The following is a 16,255-nucleotide window of genomic DNA, read 5'->3' as shown; positions in this document are numbered from 1 at the left end:
CGCCCTGGGGTGCGGATGCGCGAAAGGGGCGCGGGACCGACTCCCGCGCCCCTTCTTCGTGGTGGAGAGCCCCCTAGGGCACGTGCACCCACTGCGCCTTGCTGGGCGTTCCCTCGTCGTCCGTGACGAACAGCATGTACCAGCCCGATTCGACGAGCGCGCTGCTCTTCGGCACGGTCACCGTGATCGAGTCGGCCGACTTCTTCAGGTCGAGGGCGATGGACGTCTGGTCGACGTCCGTGACGTGCGTCGACGCGCTCGGCCTGATCAGCCGGGCCGTCTTGATCGACGACGCGTGGTCCGTCCGGTACGTCGCCGAACCGCCCCGCTCGACGGTCTTCTCGGCGCCGTCCAGGGTCGGCCGCGAGTCCCGGTACAGATACGGCGGCGTGTAGATCTCGATGCGCTGCTCGAACGTGCCGGGCTTGGTGTTGGCCTTGTCCGCGTAGAGCGAGTCCGAGCCGAAGAACAGCACGCGGCCGTCGGGCAGGAGCAGCGATCCCGAGTGGTAGTTGCGCCCCACGGCGGGGTCGGCGACCTGCTTGAAGGAGTTGGTGCTCGTGTCGTAGAGCCGCGCCTGGAGGATGTTGGAGTCACCGCGCCCGCGGTAGTCCTCGGAGCCGCCGGAGACCAGGATCGAGTCGTCGGGCAGGATCGAGGACTGCGGGTAGCGCGTGCCCTTCTCCAGCGTCGGGCCGTCGACGAACTTCGGGTTCGCGTCCTTCAGGTCGACGATGCGGGTCTTGTTGCTGGAGAGCTTGGACTCGCCGACGCCGCCACCGCCGATCACCATGTACTTCTGGTTCTGCGCGGGCGGCAGCTCGACCGTGCCCGCCGTCTCCATCATGTTCGCGTCGGAGAGGCCGGGGATCTTCTGGAACTTGTTGGTCTTCAGGTCCCAGACGCCGGGCTTGCGGCCGACGTCGTCCGGGCCGTAGCCCGCGTTGGCGCCCGAGTAGAAGATCTTGCCGTTCTCCATCTGGAACAGCGCCGGGTACGTCGGGAACTGGCGCTGCTTCGCCAGGTACGTCCACTTCTTCGTCTTCGGGTCGTAGATCTCGTTCTTGCCGGGGACCAGCTGCCCGATGTCGTCGAGGCCGGAGACGGAGAGGACCTTGCCGTCCGAGAGCGTGGTCAGCGTGGGGTACCAGCGCGCCTCGTTCATCGGGTCGACCTTGATGTACTTCTCGGCGACCGGGTCGAACTCGTAGCTGTCCTTGATCCCCTGGAAGTCCTTCTTGTCCAGGGCGAGCTTCTGCGCGATGCCGTACACGTTGCGCGCGTCGGCGCCGGTCAGGCCCTGGACCCGGTAGTTGTCCTGGGTGCCCGTCTCGTACTTCGCGCCGGACTTCTGGGCCTCGACGTAGACCCGGCCGATGCCCGGTTCGTTGCGCAGGAACTTGCCGGTGTTCGGGTCGAAGACCTTCTTGGCGCGCTCGACCGTGATGTTGATGTCGGAGACGAACGTCTTGCCGTTCTCCTTGCCGGTGAACTTCGTGCCGGCCTTGATGGTCTTGGGCGCGTCCGGGTCCTCGTTGTGGACGATCATCAGGCCGCCGGCCTTGGTGACGTCGCCCTTGAGCTTCTCGTACTTCTTCGTGCCGCCCGCGATCAGCAGGTTCCCGTTCGCCAACTGGGTGTGTCCGGTGCAGAACAGGTCGCTGGGCGTGGGGATCTTCTTGATGGTCTTCTTGACCGGGTCGTAGAGCCGGGTGTCGAACTTCTTCGCGTCGAAGTTCTTCTGGTTGTTCCCCGACCCGGCGACCAGCAGGATCTTCCCGGTGTGGAGCAGCGCCGCGTGGATCGTGTTGAGGCGCATGTCCTGGGGGAACTCGACGACGTCCCAGTGCCCGTTCTCGGCTTTGTACTCCGGCCTGTTGATCTTGTACTCGTGGTACTTGGCCGACCCGAAGCGATACAGCCAGGGTCCGTTCATCCCGGCCAGCGCCAGTACCACCACCGTGCCGATGGCTATGCGTCGGGCACGGCGGCGGCTCGCACCGTCTTTCACTTGTTACGTCCCCCCAGGGAGATCTGCATGGTCTGGTCGTTGCCCCCGTCACCGCGGCCGGCGGCCCAACTGGGCTTCTGCTGCGGGACGCCGTGCGGCTGCGCGGCCTGCTGGACCGGCTGCTGCTCGGGCGTGGCGTCGACGGGCGGCTTGGGCTTCTTCTTGTCCTGCCGCAGCATGTAGCGCCAGGCGAACATCGGCGTCGCGGTGATCAGGAGGGCGAAGCAGGCCCAGGTGATCATCGCCGGGTGCGAGTGGCCGAGGGCGAAGCCCGCGCCGATCGAACCGGCGAAGATCAAGATGAAGTACCAGTGGTAGCGGAACGTCCCGAACCAGCGGTCGGGGCTGGCGGAGTCGCCCTTGGGGGTGACGACGAACTTGCTCTTGCGGCGCAGCAGCGAGTCGATGAGCGCCTTCGCGTACAGCGGCGCCGACAGCGCGGACATCACCATGCCGGCGACACCGCCGGAGCCCTCGGGCTCGTGCGGCGACACGTTGTGCCGGCGGTTCCAGATGTAGAGGCCGATCTGCAGCGCCGAGGCGTTGCCGTACAGCATCAGCCAGATCGTCGGGTCGATGTTCACACCCGAGGCGCCCAGACCGAGGAACAGCGCACAACTCAGCGCCGCCAGGATCCAGTTCATCGCGGCCATCGGGTAGAAGATGATCATCATCGTGTAGTTGAAGAGCTTGCTCGGCGGGAGCGTGAAGAAGCCCTTCCAGTACTGCTTGAGGATCGTCTCGTACGTACCGCGCGACCAGCGCATCTGCTGCGTGAAGAAGTCGGTCCAGGCGCTGGGGCCCTCACCCACGGCGAGCACGTCCGGCGTGTACACGGAACGCCACTTCTTGCCGGTGGCCGGGTTCTTGGCGCGGTGGATCTCGAAACCGGTCGCCATGTCCTCGGTGATCGAGTCGTACAGACCGCCGATCTGCTTCAGCGTCTTGATCCGTACGGCGTTGGACGTGCCGACGAACATCGGCGATCCGTAGCGGTTGCCCGCGCGCTGGATCAGCGCGTGGAACAGGAACTGCTGCGACTCGGCGGCCTTGGTGACGAAGTTGTCGTAGTTGCCGTACACCTGGGGGCCGATGACGAAGCCCACGTTCGGGTCGCGGAAGAAGCCGAGCATCCGCTCCAGGTAGTTGGGCAGCGGCACGTGGTCGGTGTCGACCGAGGCGAAGAAGTCGTAGTCGTCGCCGTGCGCGTCCAGCCAGGCGTTGTAGTTGCCGTGCTTGGTCTTGGCGCGGTGCGGGCCCTTGGCCTGGTTCCACTTCGCGACTCCCTTGCGGGAGAAGTGGTGCACGCCGAGCCGCTCGCAGACCTCCTTGACCTCCGGGTCGTCGCCCTCGTCGAGCAGCCAGATGTGAAGAAGGCCCCGGTGGCGCAGCTTGACCGCTGCCTCCAGGGTCTTCGTCACCATCCCGAGCGGCTCCTTGCCGGGCACGAACGACGTCAGGAACGCCACTCTCGTGCCGGTCTCGGGCACCACGGGGATCGGGTCGCGGGCGACGAGGGTGGCGTGCGCGTTCGACAGCACGTTCATGCAGCGGAAGAACTCGATGAGGCCGATCGCGACCAGCATCACGATGTCCAGCGCCGGCAGGAAGTCGTACTGGACGTAGTCGCGCTCGGTCCAGTGCTCGGGCTGGAGCAGCCAGAACAGCAGCACCAGGGAGAGCAGCGGCGCGGCGCCGAGCATGAGCGCGGCGCGTATCCGGTGCGTCTCCTGCGAGAGCAGCGAGCGGTACTGCACCTCGTAGGGCTTGTTCGGATCGGGCTGGGTGAGGGGTCCGGCTAGCCGGCTGTAGTGCTCGTAGTCGTACCGCGGCAGTGTCTTCTTGATGCGTCGGAAGCCCCCTGTGCGGTGCGGTGGCACGCGCAGCTGGGTGGTCTGGGACGGGTCGAAGCCCTCGCGGGCGCCCGTCGGCGTCGACGTCATGATGAGTCATCCCCCCGCACGCGAGTCACCGCGTGGTCGTCGGTCCTTCCGTCGGAGTCCGGTCCCCCTCGACCTTTCCCTGACGTATCAGTGGCAGGCCACCGTCCCACCCTCTCTAAGACTGGAACGAGCACCTTCCGGTTGCATGATGCCCCCCTCGACATCTCTTCATGAACGGGGGCCCCCGCCCCCGCGCTGCGCAACCGCTCCGTGCGTGCTTCAACTGCCTTGCACCGTAAGCCTCATTGGAGCCAATGGCTCCAGGATAGGGTGCTGCGCCCCGCCTCATGATCGCAAGGGCGATACGGAGCGAAACACGGTGTTTACCGGTCTTGCTGTGGGGTTGCGGTCACTCAGAGGCGAATGTTCCCGAAGTGCTCCCGTATCGCCCGTTCCGCGCGCCCCACGTCGCCGGAGCGTACGGCGTCCAGGATCTCGCAGTACTGACGACTGGTCACTTCCGGGTCCTGTGGTACGTCCACGAGGTCGGTGCGCACCCGGTGGAACGCCTCCCGGAACGCCTCCGTCACCTCGATGAGCGGCGGATTGCTGAGGCTGCGGTGGAGCGTGGCGTGAAAGGCGCGGTCGGTGGCGGCGGCGCCCTTCTCCATCCGGCCCACCAGGGCGTCGAGTTCGGCGAGGTCCGCGTCCGCCCGGCCCGCCAGACGCGCCACGAGCCCGGTCTCGACGGCCTCGCGCGGTTCGCTGAACTGGAGCAGGCTGTCCTCGCCGCGGTGGTGCGCCGCGACGGTCCTGAAGGCGAGGCCCTCGACCGTCGGGGCCATCGACATCGCCCCGACGTACGTGCCGACCCCGCGCCGGACCTCGACGATGCCCATCGCCCGCAACGCCTTGAGCGCCTCTCGCACGGAGTTGCGACTCACGCCGAGCAGTTCCATCAGATCGGGCTCGGTGACCCGCTGATGCCGCGTCTCCCGGGGGATGACCCCCGGCCCCCCAGCCGGACAGGCGACCGGCGGTGTCGTGTGTCGGCGTGTTGCAACGACGAAAGCCCCCCGTGTGAACGGAGGGCTTTGCGTCTGTCGGTGCGCCGCCAGGGACTCGAACCCCGGACCCGCTGATTAAGAGTCAGCTGCTCTAACCAACTGAGCTAGCGGCGCCTGCTGACCTGCATAACTTTACCCGACCCCTGAGGGTGCTCCTGACCACTCGACGCGCCGGAGTGGGGGGTGATTTGTGTGGATTTCCATCATTCGGACCGTCAACATGCGATTTGTCTGGACAGTTGAGACGCTGCCTGCGTGCGAACACGAGGCTCATTAGTCCAACGGCCGGCACAAGAGTGTGAGGGGAATCGCATGGAGGCTCCGGTTTTCGAGGACGTCGACCCTGCGGGCGACTGCGAGTGCGCGGGCTGCGTCCAGTGGCGCCGCTCCGTCCCGCATCCTGTGCGTACCAAGGTCGGCGCCCGCCACGCGCTGGTGATCGCGGCAGCGGCCGGCACCGTCATCGGCGGCATCCAGGCGGCTCCGGCCACCGCGTCCGAACACCACGAGGCCAGACCGGGCGACCCGACCCCGGGTGATCGGCCGGACACACCGCAGGGCGGGACCAGCGCGCTGCACGGGGCGCCCGGCGTCGCGGCGGGCTCGGTCCCCCTGACGCAGCAGAGCGCGCTGCGCACCACGACCCGGGCCGCGATCATCAACCGCGCCAAGACCTGGGTCGCGGCGAAGGTCCCGTACAACATGGACAAGTACTGGAAGGACGGATACCGGCAGGACTGCTCCGGGTTCGTCTCCATGGCCTGGGACCTGCCCGGCAACGAGTGGACCGGCAGCCTCGCCACCTACGGCACGCGCATCACCAAGGCGCAGCTCCAGCCCGGCGACATCCTGCTCTTCCATAACCCCGCCGACCCGGAGAAGGGCTCGCACGTCACGATCTTCGGCGGCTGGACCGACTACACGCGGACGTACTACATCGCGTACGAGCAGACCCGGCCCGGGACGCGGAAGCAGGCCACCCCCTACGCGTACTGGAACAACTCGGCCCGCTACCTCGCCTACCGCTACAAGGGCGTGAAGGCGGGCACCACGCCGGGGTCCGGCTCGTCGTCGACCACGTACCCGGGCGCCGGGTCCTTCGGGCCGGGGGCGAACAACGCGTACGTCACCCAGCTCGGGCGGCTGCTCGTGGAGCGCGGCGGCAAGCGGTTCTACAGCCAGGGCCCCGGGCCGCGCTGGGGGGACGCCGACCGCAGGGCGACGCAGGCGTTCCAGAAGGCGCAGGGCTGGAGCGGCGCGGATGCGGACGGGATTCCCGGGCCGACGACCTGGTCGTACCTCGTCGCCGGCAAGGGGAAGGACATCCCGGGCTCCTCGGGGAGCGGGGGCGGGAGCGGGGGCGGTGCGGGGGTGAAGGTTCCGGCCTTCCCGGGCGCCGCGAAGTTCCGGCCGGGCGCGAGCAGCGCGTCCGTCACCCAGCTCGGCAGACAGCTCGTGAAGAAAGGTTTTGGCAAGTACTACGCCCAGGGGCCGGGGCCGCGCTGGGGCGAGGCGGACCGGCGGGCCGTCGAGGCGTTCCAGCGGGCCCAGGGCTGGCGGGGCGCGGCGGCCGACGGATATCCGGGACCCGAGACCTGGAGGCGGCTCTTCTCATGAGTGGCGTGAGTGGCGTGAGCGGTGTGAGTGGGGCGGGTGGCTTGCGGGGGTCGCTCCCTGGGGGCGGCTCGCGGGGCAACGGTTTTTCCGGGGCGGACAACTCGGTACGGAGGCGTGGATGAGTACGACGGCGGAGCAGCCCGAACGGGCCGTGCGGCGGCCGGCGGCCGTGACGGACGACGACCGCGCGGCGGACCACCGCGCCGAGGCGGGCGCCGCGCAGGAGGTGGCCGCGGCACCCGGCTCATCCACAACGAGGCGACCACCGAGATCCCCGTCCACCTGCTCTTCCGGGACGACCCGGACCCGGTGCCCGTGCCCGTGCGGTCCGCCGTGGTCGGCATCGGCACCGGCGGCCGGCCCACCTCGCCGCGCCCGCACCTGCGGACCCCGCCGCGCCCCGTGCCCACCGTCGACCCCGAGGTGCGGGAGCGGCCGGGGCGGGCGCTGCCCGGGGTGTTCGGGGTCCTGGCCGGTGCGGCGGGCACGGCGGGCGCTGTCGTCTCGCTCGGCTGGGCCGGGGCGCTGCCGCAGATCATGACGGAGATCGCCGGGCTGCCCGGGTACGAGGGCGTCGGGCCCGGCCCCGCGCAGTGGGCGGCGACCGCCGGGTCCGGGGTGCTCGCCCTCTTCGGCTTCGGCGGTCTGGCGCGCGGGCGGACCGGGCGGGCCTGGGTGCTCACCCTGTTCGGCCGGTACCGGGGCAGCGTGCGCAAGTCCGGGCTGCTGTGGGTCAACCCGCTGCTCCTGCGCCGCCGGGTCGACGTACGGCTGCGGCACTGGCGCAGCGAGCCGATGCCCGCGGTCGACGCGAACGGGGTCGCGTTGCGCGTCGTCGTCCTGGTCGTGTGGCGGGTCAAGGACGCGGCGCGGGCGACGCTCGGGGTCGAGGACCACGAGGAGTATCTGCGCGAGTGCGTCGAGGCGGACCTGGCGCGGGTGCTGTCCCAGCTGCCCGCCGACGCCTTCCACACGGACGCCCCGACGCTGCGCAACGCCGAGGCGGTCGGCGATCTGCTGACCCGCAAGCTCGCCGCCGACGCGGAGCCGGTCGGCATCGAGGTCTTCTCGGCGCAGCCCACCCGGATCGAGTACGCGCCCGAGGTGGCGGCCGCGATGCAGCGCCGCAGGATCGCGGCGCTGGACGCGCAGCACCGCGACAGCGTGCTGACGTCGGTCGTGGACTCGGTGGAGGACACGGTGACGCGGTTGACCACGCGGGGCCTGGTGGAGCTGGACGACTACGAGCGCAAGGCGCTCGTGAAGGATCTGACGGTGGCGTTCTACACGGGACGGGGTGAGTGATGCCGTGATGCGGCCGCTGCCGCGGACGTTCGGAGTGTGGGGCTCCGCAAGACCGTGATTGGTATGGACATGCTCAAGTGTCGGTCATACATTGGGTGTTGGTCTAGACCTGAACCATCGCTGTGCGCACGGCTTCCGGAACTCCCCACACACCCAGGAGCGGCAGCATGCGGAAAACCTCTGCGCGTACCAGGACGTACGCGGCCCTGCTCGGGCTGACCACCGCCGGGGCGTTCGCGCTCTCGGCCGGTGGCGCCAGCGGGCACGGCTACACCGATCTGCCCATCAGCAGGCAGAAGCTCTGTGCCAACGGCACCGTCACCGGCTGCGGCAACATCCAATGGGAGCCGCAGAGCGTCGAGGGCCCCAAGGGGTTCCCGGCGGCCGGACCCGCCGACGGGCAGATCTGCTCGGCGAACCACGGCGAGTTCGCCGCGCTCAACGGCGCCAAGCAGCCCAACGGCACGGCCTGGCCCACCACCAAGGTGACGGGTGGTCAGAGCTACACGTTCCGCTGGCAGTTCACCGCGCGGCACTCCACGACGGACTTCCGCTACTACGTCACCAAGGACGGCTGGGACGACAGCAAGCCGCTGACCCGGGCGGCCCTGAACACCACCCCGTTCCTCACAGTGCCCTTCAGCGGGCAGCCGCCGGCCACGCTCTCGCACACGGGGACGCTGCCGTCCGGCAAGTCGGGCCACCACGTGATCCTCGCGGTGTGGACGATCGCCGACACGGCCAACGCGTTCTACGCCTGCTCGGACGTCACGTTCTGATCCTCCCGCGTGTTCTGAGCTTGGCTTGAGGCTCTCGCGGTCCCCGCGCGGGTACGTTCCCTGCACGCCGTGCCGCTCGTGGCGCGGCGTGCGGGGGAGTGCGAGTACGGGGGACTGTCATGGACTTCATGTTCTACGTGATTCCGGGGATCATCGCGGCCGTGGCCCTGGGGATCGGCTACGCGGTGCTCGGCCGGTCGTTGCAGATGCACGCCGCGTGGCGCAGCGGGCTCACCGCCGAGGCGCGGTGCCTGCGCACGTACACGAGCGTGGGCGGCGGTGAACGCTCCACGACGACGACCCAGCACCACGTCTTCGAGTTCACCACGCCCGAGGGCCGCACCGTCCGCTTCGACGAGGCCGGCGGGCCCACCACGGTCGTCCAGGGCGACCTCGTCGTCGTGCACTACACGGCCGCGCGCCCCGAGCGCGCCACGGCCAGTCCGCCGCGGGCGTTCGCGAACGTCGCGGGGACGGCGTTCCTGCTGGGGTTCGTGGTGCTGATGCTGGTCTTCTGCGTCTTCTTCGTGAGCGACCTGCCGGGCGACGGATTCTGACCGTCCGGCGATCGCCGGGCCGCCGGGCCTCCACATCTGACGGTACGTCAATTATGGTGCGCGGCCATGGGACACAGCACCGGCATCTTCGCGGAACTCGTCCAGGAGCGGTGGGGCGACCGCGGGCCAGGACTCGCGTACGAGGACCAGGTGCTCCGCCACCACGACGTCGCGGCCGGCGCGGCGGCGCGGGCCGCGCTGCTCGGCGATCTGCTGCCCAGGGGTGCCGAGCCGCACGTCGGCGTGCTGCTCGACAACACCCCTGAGTTCCCGCAGTGGTTGGGGGCCGCCGCGCTCGCGGGCGCGGCCGTCGCCGGGATCAACCCGACCCGGCGCGGCGCCGAACTGGCCCGCGACATCATGCACACCGAGTGCCGCGTCCTGGTCACCGAGCGGGCCCACCTGCCGCTGCTCGACGGTCTGGCGCTGCCCGGCGTGCGGGTCCTGGTGACCGACACCGCGGCGTACGCCGAACTGCTCGCCCCGTACGAGGGGGCGGCGCCGGAGATCGCCGCCGGCGTCTCGCCCCGTACGCGGATGCTGCTCTACTTCACCTCCGGGTCCACCGGGGCGCCCAAGGCCGCCGTGTGCACCCAGGGGCGGCTGGCGGCGGCCGGGCGGTCGCTGGTGCGGACCTTCGGGGTGGTGCCGGACGACGTGCACTACGTGTGCATGCCGCTCTTCCACGGCAACGCGGTCATCGCCGACTGGGCGCCCGCGATGGCGGCGGGCGCGGGCGTGGCGCTCAGGCGGCGCTTTTCGGCCTCGCGATTCCTCGACGACGTCAGGAAGTTCGGGGCCACCTATTTCACTTATGTGGGCCGCGCCGTGAGCTACGTACTGGCGACCGAGGAGCGTCCCGACGACCGGGACAATCCGCTGCGGGTCGGCTTCGGCACCGAGGCAGGGGCCGTGGACGCCGAGCGGTTCCAGGAGCGCTTCGGGGTACGGCTGGTCGAGGGGTACGGGTCGTCCGAGGGCGGCGCCGCGGTGACGCGCACGGCGGACACCCCGGCCGGGGCGATCGGACGGGCGGCACCCGGCGACGACCTGGCCGTACTCGATCCGCGGACCGGGGAGCGGTGCCCGCCGGCCGTGTTCGACGCGGGCGGCCGGCTCGTCAACGGAGCCGTCGCGATAGGGGAGTTGGTCAACCGGGGGCGCTCGCCCTTCGAGGGGTACTGGCGCAACGAGGAGGCGTCCGCCGAGCGGGTGCGCGAGGACGGCTACTACTGGACCGGCGACCTCTTCTACCAGGACGCCGAGGGGTTCCTCTACTTCGCCGGGCGGGGCGACGACAAGATCCGCGTCGACAGCGAGAACCTCGCCCCCGCGATGATCGAGAACATCCTCGCCCGATGGCCGGATTCCACCTCCGTCGCCGTGTACGGGGTGCCCGACCCGGTCACCGGCGACCAGGTGATGGCGACGGTCGCCCTGCGCGAGGGGAGGGTCTTCGATCCGCTCGCCTTCGGCGCGTTCCTGCTGGAACAGAGCGACCTGGGGACCAAGATGGCGCCCCGGTTCGTGCGGGTCGTGGACCGGATGCCGGTGACCGCGACGAACAAGGTGCGCCGCGGCGAACTGCGCCGGGAGGGATTCTGGAGCGGAGGAGAGGTGTGGTGGCGGCCGGCCGGGGTAGCCGCGTACCGCAGGCTCGATGACGATCAACTCGACCTGCTGGCGGAGGAGTTCGAGGAGCGCGGCGGGAAGCCGTATGAGAACTTCATGCGCCGGGTGTGAAGGCGCCACTGTTTCCGGGGTTTAGTCGCACACAAGTATGACCGTCGACAGAGATACTCCGGTTCGGTACGAAAGGGCGTTCACCCCCATGGCCGTTGTCATGCAGCACCGTTTCGAGCCCGTGGAAAACACCTCCGGCACCCGGTCGCGGATGGTCATCGAGAACCTGGACGGCGGCGAGCAGGGCGTCGCCCTGATCACCATCTGCATCGTCGCCGAGGCCGACGGCCGCACCGCTTCCGCCGGGGCGCTCACGGCATGACCGTTTTCGGGGGGGAACAGGCCGGGTTCGCGGCCGATGCCGAAGGGGCGGCGGTGGGGTTCAAACTCCACCTGCACCCGCTCGTCGTCCCGGGAGAGGCCGCGTACCTGGTGTCGCGGCAGGGCGTGACCGCACTGCGCGGTGGACACGCCGAGACCCTGGTACCGCTGCTCGACGGAACGAGGGACGTGGCCGGCATCCTGCGCGAGGCAGGCCGCACGCTCGACTCCGCGTCCGTCATGAGCTCGCTCGACGATCTGATGGCGGCCGGCCTGCTCCGCCTCCACCCGCGGGTCGTGTCACCGGTCGACGCCGGTGACCCGACCCGCACCGCCGAGGCCTACTGGGACCTCGCGGGTCTGGACGGGGCGGCCACCGCCGCCCGGCTGGCCGGCGGCGCCCTGTGGGTCGAATCGGCCGGCGGCCTCGACGCCGACGCGGTCCGCCGCGCCTGCGCCGCCAACGGGATCGGCCTCGCGTCGGACCCCGACGCCGCCGACCTCACGCTCGTCCTGTGCGACGACTACCTCGCGCCGCGCCTCGGCGAGATCGACCGGGCGCACCGGGCCGCGGGCCGGCCCTGGCTGCCGGTGCGCGGCTGCGGCGCCCAGCCCTGGATCGGCCCGTTCTTCCGGCCCGACGAAGGGCCCTGCTGGCACTGCCTGAGCGCCCGGCTCGCCGGGCACCGGCAGTCCGAACGGCCGCTGCGCCGCGCCCTCGGCATCGAGGGGCCGCTGCCCCGGCCGGCCGCGTCGCTCGCCGCGGGCCGCTCCCTCGTCGTCGACCTCGCGGCGCTGGAGACCGCCAAGTGGCTGGCCGGCATCCGCGACGCGAGCCAGGGCGAACTGCACACCTGGGACACCCTGCGCATGCGGGCCACCGCGCACCGCGTCGACCGGCTGCCGCAGTGCCGCACCTGCGGCGACCCGGGGCTCGTGGCGCGGCAGGTCCGTCGCCCGTTCGTCCCGGTCTCCCGGCCGAAGGCGTCCGGCAGCGGCGGCGGCCACCGGGCGCTCACCCCGGACCAGATGCTCGCCAGGTACGGCCACCTCGTCGACCCGGTCACCGGCATCGTCAAGGAGATCAGGACCGCGCCGCACAGCCCCGCCGGTCTGCACTCCTGTGTCTCCGGGCCCAATCTGGCCATGGGCGCGCACACCCTCGCCGGTCTGCGCACCGGTCTGCGCGCGCTCAGCGGCGGCAAGGGCCTGACCGAGACGGAGGCGCGGGTCAGCGCGCTGTGCGAGGCGGTCGAGCGGTACAGCGGCACCCGGCACGGCGACGAGCCGGTGGTCCGCGACAGCTACCGGGCCCTGGGGGCCGAGGCCCTGCACCCGTACGCCTGCCAGCTGTACGACGCGCGCCAGTTCCGCGACCGCGAGGGATGGAACGGGCGGCACTCCAGCTTCCAGTACGTGCCCGTGCCCTTCGACGAGACGCGGCCCACCGAGTGGACCCCCGTGTGGTCGCTCACCGGGCGGACCACCCGGCTGCTGCCCACCTCCATGCTCTACTTCACCCGCGGCGAGGCCTCGGCGGACGGCCTGTACGCCGACTCGAACGGCAACGCGGCCGGCAGCAGCCGGGAGGACGCCCTGGTCCAGGGGTTCCTGGAGGTCGTCGAGCGGGACGCCGTCGCCCTGTGGTGGTACAACCGCACCCGGCAGGCGGGCGTCGACCTCGACGCGTTCCACGAGCCCTACGTCGAGCGGATCCGCGCCGTGTGCGCGGGCATCCACCGCGAGCTGTGGGTGCTCGACCTCACCTCGGACTTCGGCATCCCGGTGTTCGCGGCGCTGTCCCGGCGCACCGACAAACCGGCCGAGGACATCATCTTCGGCTTCGGCGCCCACTTCGATCCGGGGGTGGCGCTGCGCCGGGCCCTCAGCGAACTCGGCCAGCTGCTGCCGACCGTGTGCGAGGCGCGGGCCGACGGCGGCGGCTACGCGATCACCGATCCGGAGCCGCTGCGCTGGTGGACCACGGCCACGGTCGCGGCGCAGCCGTACCTGACGCCCGACCCCGACGTGCCGGCCCGTACGCCGGACAGCTGGGGCTACGTACCCCGCGCCGACCTGCGCGACGACGTCGAGGCGATCACGGACCTGGTGCGCGAGCGCGGTATGGAGCTGCTCGTCCTCGACCAGACGCGGCCGGACCTGGATGTTCCGGTCGTGAAGGTTATGGTGCCCGGAATGCGGCACTTCTGGGCGCGGTTCGCCCCCGGCCGACTGTTCCACGTACCGGTACAACTCGGCAGGCGAAGTGCCCCCATCCCGTACGAAGCCCTGAATCCGGTGCCGCTCTTCGTCTGAGTGGCGGTCAACTCGGCACGCGGACAAGGATCTTGGAGCGGTACTCAAGGCGCTACTCGTTGTCACGGCCTTCACATATCATCCGCAACGGTGAGCACGAAGCTGCGAGAAGAGGCCGCGGGCGATGACGAGTCAGGACCGGTTCGACGGTGGCAGGCGCAGCCGCGACCTGCCACCCCCCAGAGTCGCCCGCACCATCCTCGTGGTGGTGCTGGTGAGCTATGCCGTCGTCGTCGCGCTCAACATCCTCGACACGACGATGCCGACCCACCAGGTGATCATCGCGATCGCCGCGCTGGTCCTCGTCCTCGCCCTGCAATTACGGCACTCCGCGCCCGGTGCCAACCGGCGCTCCGCGCGGGTGCGGCTGACCTCCCTGGGCGCGCAGGCGGTGCTCACCTACCTGCCGCTGCTCGTCTTCCGCGCCGAATGGGGCGCCATGGCGGGCTTCCTCGCCGGTTCCCTGCTGCTCATACTGCCGCCGCGGATCGGCTGGATCCTGTACGGGTGCGTCGGCCTCAGCCTGCTGGTGCCGTCGCTGATCCAGGGGTACTCCGTCCTGGTCACCGTCTACCTGTGCCAGTCCACCCTGGTGACCGGCCTGGTCACGTACGGACTCACGCGACTGAGCGACCTCGTCGCCGAAGTGCACGCCGCACGCGGCGAGTTGGCGCACATGGCGGTCACCGAGGAGCGGCTGCGCTTCGCCCGTGACCTGCACGACCTCCTTGGCTTCGGGCTCTCCACGATCACGCTCAAGAGCGAGCTGGTGCACCGGCTGATCGAGAACCATCCGGAACGCGCCGTCGAGGAGATCCAGGACGTCCTCGCCGTCTCCCGGGACGCGCTGGCCGACGTACGACGGGTCGCCCGCGGTTTTCAGGACATGTCCTTGGAGCAGGAGATCCGCTCGGCCCGTTCCGTCCTCGCCGCCGCCGACATCGAGTTGGACGTCCGCGTCACGCTGAAGCCTTTCGGCCCCCGCTCGAATTCGGTTCTCGCCACCGTGCTCAGAGAGGCGGTGACCAATGTGCTGCGGCACAGCGAGGCCGGACGCTGCACCATCGAGGCGGGCCAACGAGGAGAAACGGTGCGCCTGTTGGTGGTCAACGACGGGGTGCGGCCCGGCTACCGCGACCCCTCGCCGGACAGCGGCAGCGGACTGGCGAACCTGAAGGTCCGGGTGCGCGGCGTCGGCGGCCGCGTGGAGGCCGGCTGCCCCGACGGCCGCACGTTCCGACTGCTGGCCGAGGTGCCCGCCCACACCGAGGTTCCCCAACAGCAGATATTTGACGGAAAGTTGAGTGCCCGGATAACCGCCGCGTAGCCGAATGGCGACTTCCGGTTGCTAGTATTCGGCCATCTCCGATCGGGGATGTGGGATTACGGGGGGGCCGTGATTCGAATTCTGCTAGCCGAGGACATGCACATGGTCCGCGGCGCACTCGTCGCGCTGCTCAATCTGGAGAGCGATCTGGAAGTCGTCGGGGAGGTCGAGCGCGGTGACGAGATCATTCCCACCGCGCTCGCGCTCAAGCCGGACGTCGCGGTCATCGACATCGACCTGCCGGGTCTCGACGGGCTGACGGCCGCGGAGCGCCTGCACGAGAAACTGCCCGCGTGCCGCACGCTGATGCTCACGAGCCTCGGCCGGCCCGGCACACTGCGGCGGGCGCTGGCCGCGCAGGTCTACGGCTATCTCCTCAAGGACGCGCCGCCCAAGCAGCTCGCCGAGTCCATCCGCCGGGTCGCCGCCGGGCACCGTGCCATCGACCCGCAACTGGCGCTGGCCGCGTGGGGCGGCGCCGAGAACCCGCTCACGGACCGGGAGAACGAGGTGCTGAGGCTGGCCGCGCAGGGCACCGAGGCCCCCGAGATCGCCAAGCGGCTGCACCTGACCGCCGGCACCGTGCGCAACTACCTGACGGCGATCGTCACGAAGCTCAACGCCCGCAACCGGGTCGACGCGATCCGTATCGCCCGGGAGTCCGGCTGGATGGTGTGAGGCGGGGCCCCGTCCGGTCGCGGCCGGACGCTCAGAGCGCGGGGTGGTCCGGCTTGCGGTCCTCGACCGGCTGGGCCATGCCCGCCGCCGCGAGATAGCGCAGGATGCCGTCGGTGACGTCGGGGTGCAGCGGCAGCGCCTCGGACGCGGCGCCGGGGGTGACCGGCCACGCCAGCATCGCCACCACCCACACCGCCTCGGGCCGGTGCAGCACCACCCGGTGCAGGGACGCCGCCGACTCCAGGGAGATGCCCGCGTCCTCCAGCGTGACGCGCACGTCGCGCGGCAGCCGCAGCGGGTCCGCGCCGGACAGTTCGCCGGGCGAGAAGTCGGCCTGACGGGACTCGGGGGAGACGGAGAGCAGCGGGCCCTTGAGGTCGTCCACGGACAGGGTGCGTACCGTCATGTGCGAGAGCCGGCTCAGCGTCGGCAGGAGCAGCAGGCACACGCCGCCCTCGCCGTCGGCGAAGTCGCCCGCGACGTTCTCGGGCAGGACGGGACCGAGCTCCATGCGGCGCAGCACTTCTCTGACGACCGGGTCCGGCGCGTCGATGCGCTCGGTCCCGAACCGCCCCGCCAGCGTCACCTCGTCGTCGGTGGCACGCACCACGACGTCCTCGCTGAGCGACCAGAGATGGATCGGCTGCCTGCCCATGGGCTGCGACACGGCCGGCACTCCTTGCTATGTGTGGACGGCCGAGTATTCGCCAG

The 16,255-nt window shown here is 70.4% G+C and carries 12 protein-coding genes, 1 tRNA gene and 1 pseudogene; 9 read left to right on the top strand and 5 right to left on the bottom strand.

Annotation, left to right across the window (positions count from 1 at the left end; all coding sequences use genetic code 11):
- Positions 1 to 73: 73 nt before the first annotated feature.
- The 4 genes and pseudogenes from V2W30_RS15025 to V2W30_RS15010 all read right to left on the bottom strand — a co-directional run bounded on the left by V2W30_RS15025 (position 74) and on the right by V2W30_RS15010 (position 5,075).
- Complete coding sequence (locus V2W30_RS15025) at positions 74 to 2,011, bottom strand: kelch motif-containing protein (RefSeq protein WP_338696898.1); 1,938 nt, start codon at positions 2,009 to 2,011, stop codon at positions 74 to 76.
- Entirely contained in the window at positions 2,008 to 3,954 is a 1,947-nt protein-coding gene (locus V2W30_RS15020; RefSeq protein WP_338696897.1) for a glycosyltransferase family 2 protein, read from the bottom strand. Before V2W30_RS15020 ends, V2W30_RS15025 begins: the two co-directional genes overlap by 4 nt.
- 353 nt (positions 3,955 to 4,307) lie before the next feature.
- Positions 4,308 to 4,868, bottom strand: a pseudogene (locus V2W30_RS15015) (FadR/GntR family transcriptional regulator); the annotation flags it as partial.
- 133 nt (positions 4,869 to 5,001) lie between these two features.
- Positions 5,002 to 5,075: transfer RNA gene (locus tag V2W30_RS15010), tRNA-Lys, on the bottom strand.
- Between the two features lie 198 nt (positions 5,076 to 5,273).
- Between V2W30_RS15010 and V2W30_RS15005 the strand changes: the two genes are divergently transcribed.
- The 9 genes from V2W30_RS15005 (at position 5,274) to V2W30_RS14965 (ending at position 15,544) form a co-directional block, all read left to right on the top strand.
- Complete coding sequence (locus V2W30_RS15005; protein ID WP_338696896.1) at positions 5,274 to 6,578, top strand: peptidoglycan-binding protein; 1,305 nt, start codon at positions 5,274 to 5,276, stop codon at positions 6,576 to 6,578.
- A gap of 246 nt (positions 6,579 to 6,824) precedes the next feature.
- On the top strand, positions 6,825 to 7,883 hold the full coding sequence (locus V2W30_RS15000; protein WP_338703615.1) for an SPFH domain-containing protein: 1,059 nt from the start codon (positions 6,825 to 6,827) through the stop codon (positions 7,881 to 7,883).
- A gap of 167 nt (positions 7,884 to 8,050) precedes the next feature.
- Complete coding sequence (locus V2W30_RS14995) at positions 8,051 to 8,662, top strand: lytic polysaccharide monooxygenase auxiliary activity family 9 protein (protein ID WP_338696894.1); 612 nt, start codon at positions 8,051 to 8,053, stop codon at positions 8,660 to 8,662.
- 119 nt (positions 8,663 to 8,781) lie between these two features.
- The gene (locus tag V2W30_RS14990; RefSeq protein WP_338696892.1) at positions 8,782 to 9,219 is read left to right on the top strand and encodes a DUF3592 domain-containing protein; all 438 of its coding nucleotides are present in this window, start codon (positions 8,782 to 8,784) and stop codon (positions 9,217 to 9,219) included.
- 66 nt (positions 9,220 to 9,285) lie between these two features.
- Positions 9,286 to 10,962, top strand: coding sequence for an AMP-binding protein (locus V2W30_RS14985; protein ID WP_338696890.1), 1,677 nt, complete (start codon positions 9,286 to 9,288; stop codon positions 10,960 to 10,962).
- Between the two features lie 88 nt (positions 10,963 to 11,050).
- Positions 11,051 to 11,224 carry a hypothetical protein gene (locus V2W30_RS14980; protein ID WP_338696888.1) on the top strand — a complete coding sequence of 58 codons (174 nt, stop codon included), beginning with the start codon at positions 11,051 to 11,053 and terminating at the stop codon, positions 11,222 to 11,224.
- Positions 11,221 to 13,539 (top strand): TOMM precursor leader peptide-binding protein, encoded by a 2,319-nt coding sequence (locus tag V2W30_RS14975; RefSeq protein ID WP_338696886.1) that lies wholly within the window; start codon positions 11,221 to 11,223, stop codon positions 13,537 to 13,539. The genes V2W30_RS14980 and V2W30_RS14975 overlap by 4 nt, the downstream gene beginning before the upstream one ends.
- Positions 13,540 to 13,663: 124 nt before the next feature.
- Positions 13,664 to 14,866 (top strand): sensor histidine kinase, encoded by a 1,203-nt coding sequence (locus V2W30_RS14970; protein WP_338696885.1) that lies wholly within the window; start codon positions 13,664 to 13,666, stop codon positions 14,864 to 14,866.
- A 69-nt stretch (positions 14,867 to 14,935) separates the two neighbouring features.
- The gene (locus V2W30_RS14965; protein WP_338696884.1) at positions 14,936 to 15,544 is read left to right on the top strand and encodes a response regulator transcription factor; all 609 of its coding nucleotides are present in this window, start codon (positions 14,936 to 14,938) and stop codon (positions 15,542 to 15,544) included.
- 31 nt (positions 15,545 to 15,575) lie between these two features.
- Here V2W30_RS14965 and V2W30_RS14960 read toward each other — a convergent pair whose 3' ends face one another.
- Positions 15,576 to 16,211, bottom strand: a complete 636-nt coding sequence (locus tag V2W30_RS14960) for an NADH oxidase (RefSeq protein WP_338696882.1) — start codon at positions 16,209 to 16,211, stop codon at positions 15,576 to 15,578.
- Positions 16,212 to 16,255: the final 44 nt, after the last annotated feature.

The organism is Streptomyces sp. Q6, assembly GCF_036967205.1.
Lineage (GTDB): Bacteria > Actinomycetota > Actinomycetes > Streptomycetales > Streptomycetaceae > Streptomyces > Streptomyces citrinus.
This window is presented reverse-complemented; position numbering and strand designations above follow the sequence as displayed.